The sequence below is a fragment of the Candidatus Limnocylindria bacterium genome, from assembly GCA_036523395.1.
Taxonomy (GTDB): Bacteria; Chloroflexota; Limnocylindria; order P2-11E; family P2-11E; genus CF-39.
In genome coordinates this window covers 45,348-53,799 of the sequence record DATDEH010000074.1, presented here as the reverse complement: position 1 = coordinate 53,799, position 8,452 = coordinate 45,348, and the positions used below count along the sequence as shown (strand labels likewise).

The following is an 8,452-nucleotide window of genomic DNA, read 5'->3' as shown; positions in this document are numbered from 1 at the left end:
CTTCGGCCAGTCGATCTCGCGCATCCGGTCTTCACGGCGCAGACCGAGAGCCGGGAGGGCGCGGTGGAGCGCGACCCGCAGCTTGTCAGAGTCGAGGGCGCGATCGAGCTTGCGGCGGAACTCGGTCTTCGACGCCGTCATCGCGCCCGGAACCTGAACGCCGGGCCCAGTAGCAGCGGGGCGGCGAGCGTCGTCACGGCCACCATCATGAGGACTGCGCCATAGAGCGGTCCATCGATCACGCCCGCCGCGAGCCCGATCGAAGCGACGACTAGGCCGACCTCGCCCCGGGGCACCATCCCCACGCCGACGCGTACAGCCGAGCGAAGGCTTGTGCCCCACATCGCGAGGCCGCAGCCGATCAGCTTGGTCACGATCGCCATGAGAGTGATCGCCACGCCGATTGCCAGGGACTCCGGCCGCAGCATGGTAGCGATGTCGAACCGGGCTCCGGTCAGCACGAAGAAGAACGGGACGAGGAGCGCTCGGATCGGCGAGAGGTCGCGTTTCAGCTCCAGCTCATCGGACAGCTCGGCGACGATGAGACCGGCGAGATAGGCACCCACGATCGCCGCCAGCCCGATCGAGCCGGCGAGGACGGCGAACACCAGGCAGATGATGAGTGCGACGGAGAGCGCGCCGTGCGGGATCTTGAGCAGCTGCGAACGATGGCCGTGCTCGCGATAGCCGATTCGTCCGATCGTCAGCGGGATGGCGATGAACACCGCGGTCTCGACCAGGAGGATCAGCACGCGCGTCGCGTCGAGGGCGCCGGCTCCGACCGAGGTGACGATCGCGAGCACGAGGAGACCCAGGACATCGTCCGCAACGGCCGCGGCGAGGATGATCAACGACTCGCGCTGCTTCAGAAGTCCCTGCTCCTCCAGCACGCGTGCGGTGATGCCGACGCTCGTTGCCACGAGCGCGGTCCCGACGAAGAGCGCGGTGATCGTCTGGTGGCCGCTGAGGAGAGCGATCGCCGCGCCGCCGATGAACGGCAGGACGATGCCGACGCTCCCGACGACGATGCCGCGCATGCCGACGTCGCGCAGCTGGTGCCACTCGGTCTCCAGGCCGACGCTGAAGAGCAGAACGACGACGCCAAGCTCGGCCAGACCCTCGACCAGCTGGTTCTCCTGGATGATCCCGAATCCGTGCGGCCCGAGCACGGCCCCGGCGATGATCTCGCCCACGAGGGCGACGCCGCCGAGGCGGATCGCGAGCTCCGACGACACCTTCGCCGCCACGAAGATGACCGCGATCTGGAGTAGGAGCGCGTTCGCGTCTGTCAGCGGCAGGTCAACGCTCCGCGTCCGAATACGCGCGATCGAGAAGGTCCATGAGATGGATGACGGTAACCGGGACATGTCCCGCGCGCAGGCCCGCGGCGATCTGCATCTGGCAGCCGGGATTCGCGGTCACGACCAGCTCCGCGCCGCTGCTTGTGATGTGGCCGACCTTGCGCTCGAGGAGCTTCGCCGAGAGCTCCGGTTGTGTGACGTTGTACGTGCCGGCGCTCCCACAGCACCAGTCGGCCTCGGTGAGCGGCAGAACTCTCAGTTCGGGGATCGCGGCGAGCATCGCCCGGGGCTGGTCCCTTATCTGTTGCCCGTGCAGGAGGTGGCACGGGTCGTCGTACGCGACGCGCAGGCGGAGCGGACCTGGTGAAGCGGTCAGGCCTGCGTCTCCGAGGAACTCGCTCGCGTCCTTCACGCGTGACGCGAAACGGCTCGCGCGATCGGACCAGGCGGGGTCGTCCTTCAGGAGCCAGCCGTACTCCTTTAATGCGGCGCCGCAGCCCGCGGCGTTCACGATGAAAGCGTCCACGGCGAGTCCTTCGAGCGACGCGATGTTTCGTCGCGCGAGGGCCCGTGCGTCCACACGCTCGCCTGCATGCGCGTGGAGCGCGCCGCAGCACGTCTGGTCCCCGGGGATGATCACCTCGAATCCATTGCGTGCGAGCACGCGTGCGGTCGCGGCGTTCGTGTCGGCGAAGGCCGCGCGCATGACGCAGCCCGTGAAGAGCGCCACGCTCCCTCGTCGCGCGCCACGCACTGGATATGTGGCGGGCAACGAGCGCGACGACGCGCGATCAGGTACGAGATCGAGCAGTTCCGCGAGTCGCCGTGCGAGCCCGACTCGAGAACCGACCGCACGAAGGACCGCCGCGGCGCCGAGGCGTTTCGAAAGCACCGAGAAGTGGGCGAAGGTCCCGAGCACCGCGGGGCGCGGCAGGAGGAAACGGAACGCGATCATGCGGACCAGACGTTCGGTGGTCGAGCGCGGCCGAGCGGCCTCGATCTGCGAGCGCGCGCCCTCCATGAGCTTCCCGAACTCCACGCCGGAAGGACATGCGGTCTCGCAGGCGCGGCAGTCGAGACACCCGTACATGTGGCGCTCGAACGGATCGCTCTTGACGTCGACGCGGCCCTGCCAAACGGTTTCCATCAGCCGGATACGTCCACGCGGCGAGTCCATCTCGACGCCCAGCACCGCGTATGTGGGACAGGTCGGCAGGCAGAACCCGCAGTGCACGCAGCGCTGCAGCAGCTCGGGCGACGGCGCGTCGGCGTTCGGGTAGCCGGTCATCCCGCTGCGGATCTTCCGGGCTCGAGGACGCCGCGCGGGTCGAATGCCTCCTTGAGGCGTCGCATCAGGAAGAGTCCCGCCGGCTCGGCGTCGCCCCACGCACGCAGGCGACCCCGCACGGAATCTGGTCGCCGCTCGACCCGCGCGGAGCCTCCGACCACGCGCGCCGCTGCGATCAGCGCGTCGGCCGCGTCGAGCGTGACTCTGTCGTCGCCGCGCACGACGACGCGAACGATCCCGCTCGCCGCGTCGGCCACCAGCTGCGCGAAGCCTTCCAGTCGGGCCGCGGTGGTCGCGAATGCGGGTTGCGCGGCAAGCGGCAGCGCGGCACGCACGACCATGCCGTCGGCGTTGCCGGAGATCTCGTTGAGCGTCGCCAGCACACCCGGAACTCCGTCGTGGCGCTGCGCGCTCGTGCCCTGTGCGCGTGCCGACTGTGAGAGGAGATCGAGCGTGCGCGCGACGGGCGCGGCGTCGCCGTCGGCCTGGAGGAGAAGCTCCCACGCTCCGCCCGGTCCGCCTGAGATCGCGAGCGCAGCCGGGCGCGCCGACGTACGAGCGATCGCATCCGCTGCCGCGAACGCACCCGCGCTGTCCGCGAACTGGGCATGCGCGCCCGCGCTGACCGGCGGCGCGGGAAGGACTTTGAAGGTGCATTCGACGAGGACGCCGAGTGTGCCCAGGGAGCCGACGAAAAGCTTGTTGAGGTCGTACCCCGCGGCGTTCTTCACGACACGGCCACCTGACCGCGCGATCGTGCCGTCGCCGAGCACTGCGGTCGTCCCGATGAGCAGGTCACGAACGCCCCCGTAGCGCGACCGCCAGAAACCGGTGCTGTTCGCCGCGATGATCCCGCCGATCGTCGCCGCGTCCGCGTGCGGGGGATCGAGCGGAAGGAACTGTCCCGCGCGGGCGAGCGCTGTCCGCAGGTCGGCGAGGCGGGTGCCCGAGGCCACGGTGACGGTGAGATCCGCGGGAACGTGCGCGACGACGCCGGCGAGGGCGGTCGTGTCGAGCACGGCGTCGGTCGGAAGCATTTCGCCGATGTAGTCCTTCGTGCCGGCGCCACGGATGCGGATGCTGCGTGACGCCGCCGCGGCGTCGGCGATAGCCCGTGCGCACGCAGCGGCGTCAGTGGGACGGATGCGCTCGGTGGTCGTCGCGTTCACCGAGTCGCGCCGAGCTGGAACTCGCGACACCGGCCCGGAGTAGGGAAGATCTTTCCCGGATTCGAAAGACCATGCGGATCGAACGCGGTCTTCACGCGTCCCATCGTCGCGAGATCCTCCGCGGTGAACTGCAGTGGCATGAAGCAGTTCTTCTCCATGCCCACGCCGTGTTCGCCGGTGATCGAGCCGCCGGCCGCGACGCAGGCCTCGAGGATCTCAAGACCCGCCTGCTTCACGCCTTCGAGCTCGCTCATATTCGCGAAGAGGATGAGCGGGTGGAGGTTGCCATCGCCGGCGTGAAAGACGTTCGCGATACGCACGCCGTGTCGCTCGGCGACCTCCCGGACGGTGCGGAGCACCTCGGGCAGTCGCGTTCGAGGGATCACGCCGTCCTGCACGTAGTACGCGGGCGCGAGGCGCCCCATCGCGGCGAACGCGCCCTTGCGTCCGGCCCACAGCCGATCGCGCTCGAGCGTCGTCGCCGCGCGCCGGAGCGTCGTCGCCCCGTTGGCGCGGCAGATCTCCTCGATGCGCGTCGCCGCGTCATCGAGACCGTCGCGGAGGCCATCGACCTCCATGAGCAGGATGCCGCCCGCGTCGAGCGGGTAGCCCGCGCCGACCGCAGCTTCGACCGCTTCGGTCGCGAGCTGGTCCATGAGCTCGATCGCGCTGGGCACGATGCCGGCGCCGATGATCGCGGACACCGTCTCGGACGCGCCGTCGATCGTCGGGAACGCCGCCAGGATGGTGCGCTTGTCCTCGGGCAGCGGCGTGAGGCGCACGGTGATCTCCGTGACGATGCCGAGCGTTCCCTCCGAGCCGACGAACGCGCCGATGAGGTCGTAGCCGTCGTACTCGACGGCCTTCCCTCCGAGCCGCACGACGGTCCCGTCGGAGAGGACGATCTCCATGCCGGTCACGTGATTCGTCGTGACGCCGTACGCCAGCGTGTGCGGACCACCGGAGTTCTCCGCCACGTTCCCGCCGATCGTGCACGCCTTCTGGCTCGATGGATCGGGAACGAAGTACAGGCCGTGCGGCGCCGCCGCAGTCGACAGGTGCAGATTGACGAGACCGGGCTGCACGACCGCGCGCATGTTGGGCACGTCGATCTCGAGGATCCGCGACATCCGCGCGAAGGACACGACGACGCCGCCCTCGACGGCGATCGCGCCACCGGACAGACCGGTGCCCGCGCCGCGGGGAACTATGGGCACGTCGTTCTGATGGCAGAAGCGCGAAAGCTTCGCGACGTCGGACGTGTCGTTCGGGAGCACGACCGCGTCGGGTGTCGCGGTGTCGACCGCGCCGTCGTACTCGTAGATGAGGAGGTCCTCGCGCGTGCCCAGGACCTTGTCCCTCCCGAGAAGATCCGTCAGCGCCGAGATGAGCGGCGCGCCGCGCAACCCCGCGCGTATGGTCACGCCGACGGCTCGGTCTTCTCGCGGAGGGCCGCGGCGAGCTCCGACGCCGAGCGCCGCAGCAACGGAACGAGCTCCGTGCAGCGCTGCCGCGTGAGCCGATTCGCCGGCGCTGAGATCGAGAGGGCGCCGATGAGCTCGCTGGGCGCGCCCATGACCGGCACCGCGACGCACCGGACGCCGTCGTCGTACTCCTCGTCGTCGATGGCGTAACCGCGTTCGCGGATCTCCTCGAGCGCGCGACGCAGCGTGGCCGGGTCGACGATCGTGTGCGGCGTGTACGGCCGGAGCTCGAGCCGATCGAGGACGCCGTCGCGTCGCGCGGCCGGAAGCGCGGCGAGGATCGCCTTGCCCGCACCGGTAGCGTGGAGCGGCACGCGGTTGCCGGCCTGCGTGAAGAGCCGCACCACCTGCGGACTCGGGATCGTCTCGATGTACACGGCGGCCAGATCGTCGAGGACGACGAGGTTGGCGGTCTCACGAGTGGCTTCGGTGATCGCCCGCAGCACCGGCCGAACGCGGAGGCGGAGTTCGCCGAAGCGCGACCGGCCCTCGGACAGCGTCGCCAGCTTCGCGCCGGCGTAGTAGCGGCTCGTTTCAGGGTTCTGGCGAACATACCCGCGACGTAGCAGCGTGGATAGGAGACGATGGACCGTGGACACATGGAGGGTGGTGCGCGCAGCGAGGGCGGTGATCGAGACCTCGCCCTCGGCCGCCGCCAGCGCCTCGAGCAGGTCGAGCGCCCGGTCGACCGACTGGACCGATCGCCGAGCACGCTTCGGGGCCGCGCCGGTGTCTTTCGCTTCGCGCAAAGTTCCCTCCGCCGCGTGAAAGGATAGCCGTTGGACTCCCGAGCATGAACAAGGACGAGCGGCGCGAGAGCCTCGAGGCCCAGGTCGCGTCCTTCCCGGACGCGCCGGGCGTCTACCTGTTCAAGGACAGCCGCGGTCGCGTCCTCTACGTGGGCAAGGCCGATGTCCTCCGGGACCGGGTCCGCGCGTATTTCGGCCCCAGCCTCGACGTGCGCCACGTCCGCATGGTCGAGCGTTCGGAACGGGTCGAGTTCGCGGTGACGGGGTCGATCTCCGAGGCGTACCTCCTCGAGGCGAACCTCATCAAGCAGCACAAGCCTCGGTACAACATCCGCCTCAAGGACGACAAGTCCTATCCATACGTGAAGATCACGCTCGGCGAGGACTTCCCGCGCATCCTGCGCACGCGTTCGCTCGGCGACCGCACCGCGCGCTACTTCGGACCGTTCGCGAACGCGAAGTCGGTCGATCAGTCGCTCGATCTGCTCCAGAAGCTGTTCCCGTATCGCACCTGCAAGCTCACGATCCTCGCGGGGGACGAGGGTCGCGGCCGGACCGTACCGCCGAGCGCGCTCCCCGGCGGGCGACCATGTCTGCTCTTCCACCTCAAGCGCTGCACCGCGCCGTGCGTCGGCAACACGACGAAGGACGAGTACCGCGCCACGATCGACAAGAGCGTTCTCTTCCTGGAAGGTCGCTACGAGACGCTCGCGCGCGCGACGCGCAAGGAGATGGAGTCGGCGGCCGAGGTGCTCGAGTTCGAGCGCGCAGCTGCGCTTCGCGACCGCCTCACCGCGATCGATCGCACCCTCGATCGGCAGGAGGTGCACGCGTACAAGGGTGACGACTTCGACGTGCTCGCCGCGGCATTGGCCGAGGGGGACGCGGTCGTGCAACTCTTCCGCGTGCGCGACGGCACGATCGTCGGACGCGATCACTTCGCGCTGGAGGGCTCGGAGGGCGCCGGCCCGCCAGAGGTGGTCGCCTCGTTCCTGCGCCAGCACTACAGCGCCGCGACGACGCTGCCGCCGGAGATCGTGACGCCGATGGCGCTGCCCGAATCCGCTTCGCTGGAAACGTTCCTGACGGAGCGGCGCGGAGGTCCGGCGCGACTCCTCGTGCCGCAGCGCGGCAAGAAACGACACCTTGCGGAGCTCGCGGAGCGCAACGCGACGGACGCGCTCGAACAGGAACGCGTGCGGTGGCTCGCCGACCGTGGCAAGACCGAGGTCGCGCTACGAGAGCTTCAGGAGGCCATCGGTCTCGAGGGGCCGCCGAAGCGGATCGAGTGCTACGACGTGAGCCACGTGCAGGGCACCAGCGTGGTGAGCTCGATGGTCGTGTTCGAGGATGGCCGCCCGGCAAGATCGCAGTACCGCCGCTTCCGCGCGCGCATCACCGACCGCAACGACGACTTCACGAACATGCGCGACACGCTGAAGCGGCGCTTCGCGCGGAGTGCGTCACCGGAGGCGCAGTCGTCGTGGCCTCTGCCCGACCTCGTGATCCTCGACGGTGGCAAGGGACAGCTCTCCGCGGGCCTCGACGCACTCGCGGACGCGGGCCGGCTGCAGATCCCGATCGCCGCACTGGCCAAGGAGCGCGAGGAGCTGTTCGTACCGAACCGGCCCGATCCGATCGTCCTGCCGCGCAATGCTCAGGGCCTGTACCTGGTCCAGCGGATACGCGACGAAGCGCACCGTTTCGCCGTCACGTACCACCAGCAGGTACGTGCGCGCCGAGCGATCCGATCGATCCTGGACGACGTCGCCGGTGTCGGACCGGCACGCAAGCGCGCGCTGCTCCGGAAATTCGGATCCGTGAGAGCGATGCAGGAGGCGCCGGTCGAGGAGCTCGCAGCGGTCGGTGGCGTGGGACCGGCGCTCGCGGAGCGGATCAAACAGGCGCTGTCGTCCTGATGCTCATCAAGCGCGCGACCCTTTCGGACCTGGACGATGCCGCGACGCTGTTCGACGCGTATCGGCAGTTCTACGGGCAGCGCTCCGATGTCGTCGCGGCGCGCGCATTTCTCGACGAGCGCCTGCGACGCGGTGAGTCGGTGATCTTCCTGGCAGTGGGCGACGATCACGGAGAAGCGCTCGGGTTCACGCAGCTGTACCCGTCGTTCTCCTCGGTGTCGCTGAAGGGCCTTTGGATCCTGAACGATCTGTTCGTCGGGCCAGGTGTCCGGCGCGGGGGTGTCGGCAGGCGGCTGCTTGATCGCGCGAGGCAGTGGGCAGTCGAGACCGAGGCGAAAGGGCTGGTCCTGGCAACGGCGGTGACGAACAGCACGGCGCAGGCGCTGTACGAGTCGTGCGGCTGGCGGCGGGACGACGAGTTCCAGCATTACCACCTGTTCGTGTGACGGTCCGGCGCCTGCGCGCAGTTGTGTGATCCGCGACGCGTTCCGTCACCTCATCGTTTCGATATCTCGGCTACAGAACCGTGAGGAACGCTTGAC

At 69.2% G+C, this 8,452-nt stretch carries 7 protein-coding genes; 2 read left to right on the top strand and 5 right to left on the bottom strand.

The window, feature by feature from the left end; translation table 11 throughout:
* Nucleotides 1-137: 137 nt before the first annotated feature.
* The 5 genes from VI056_10170 to VI056_10150 are packed head-to-tail and all read right to left on the bottom strand — an operon-like array spanning nucleotide 138 to nucleotide 5,991.
* Nucleotides 138-1,247, bottom strand: a complete 1,110-nt coding sequence (locus tag VI056_10170) for a cation:proton antiporter (GenBank protein HEY6203398.1) — start codon at nucleotides 1,245-1,247, stop codon at nucleotides 138-140.
* Between the two features lie 52 nt (nucleotides 1,248-1,299).
* Nucleotides 1,300-2,589, bottom strand: coding sequence for a heterodisulfide reductase-related iron-sulfur binding cluster (locus tag VI056_10165; protein HEY6203397.1), 1,290 nt, complete (start codon nucleotides 2,587-2,589; stop codon nucleotides 1,300-1,302).
* Nucleotides 2,586-3,758: an FAD-binding protein gene (locus VI056_10160; protein ID HEY6203396.1), complete on the bottom strand. Its 1,173-nt coding sequence runs from the start codon at nucleotides 3,756-3,758 to the stop codon at nucleotides 2,586-2,588. Before VI056_10160 ends, VI056_10165 begins: the two co-directional genes overlap by 4 nt.
* The gene (locus VI056_10155; GenBank protein HEY6203395.1) at nucleotides 3,755-5,182 is read right to left on the bottom strand and encodes an FAD-linked oxidase C-terminal domain-containing protein; all 1,428 of its coding nucleotides are present in this window, start codon (nucleotides 5,180-5,182) and stop codon (nucleotides 3,755-3,757) included. The genes VI056_10160 and VI056_10155 overlap by 4 nt, the downstream gene beginning before the upstream one ends.
* Complete coding sequence (locus VI056_10150; protein ID HEY6203394.1) at nucleotides 5,179-5,991, bottom strand: IclR family transcriptional regulator; 813 nt, start codon at nucleotides 5,989-5,991, stop codon at nucleotides 5,179-5,181. The genes VI056_10155 and VI056_10150 overlap by 4 nt, the downstream gene beginning before the upstream one ends.
* A 44-nt stretch (nucleotides 5,992-6,035) precedes the next feature.
* On the opposite strand from VI056_10150, the gene uvrC reads away from it, so the two are divergent.
* The gene (gene uvrC, locus VI056_10145; protein HEY6203393.1) at nucleotides 6,036-7,910 is read left to right on the top strand and encodes an excinuclease ABC subunit UvrC; all 1,875 of its coding nucleotides are present in this window, start codon (nucleotides 6,036-6,038) and stop codon (nucleotides 7,908-7,910) included.
* On the top strand, nucleotides 7,910-8,356 hold the full coding sequence (locus VI056_10140; GenBank protein HEY6203392.1) for a GNAT family N-acetyltransferase: 447 nt from the start codon (nucleotides 7,910-7,912) through the stop codon (nucleotides 8,354-8,356). The genes uvrC and VI056_10140 overlap by 1 nt, the downstream gene beginning before the upstream one ends.
* Nucleotides 8,357-8,452 lie beyond the last annotated feature (96 nt).